We start from the raw sequence: 213 nt of genomic DNA, 5'->3' as shown, positions 1-213 counted from the left end.
GCATGGGGTCAGGTGGGACCACCGCGCTAGTGCCGCCAGGCAAATTCTGTTTTATCAACACGTCCTGCGGACGCATCGATTAATCTGTATCGAAGCTGAAAATTCTCTCAAATCCGCCAAAACATCTTCGGCGTTGTAAGGTTAAGCCTCACGGTTCATTAGTACCGGTTAGCTCAACGCATCGCTGCGCTTACACACCCGGCCTATCAACGT

1 rRNA gene is annotated in these 213 nt (G+C 51.6%); it reads right to left on the bottom strand.

Annotated elements, in window-relative coordinates:
- Positions 1-137: 137 nt before the first annotated feature.
- Positions 138-213: ribosomal RNA gene (locus ACLH1U_RS25295) — 23S ribosomal RNA — on the bottom strand; the annotation flags it as partial.

The sequence above is a fragment of the Klebsiella sp. 1SOBk5mer genome (assembly GCF_046603115.1).
GTDB classification, from domain to species: domain Bacteria; phylum Pseudomonadota; class Gammaproteobacteria; order Enterobacterales; family Enterobacteriaceae; genus Klebsiella; species Klebsiella quasipneumoniae.
This window is presented reverse-complemented; position numbering and strand designations above follow the sequence as displayed.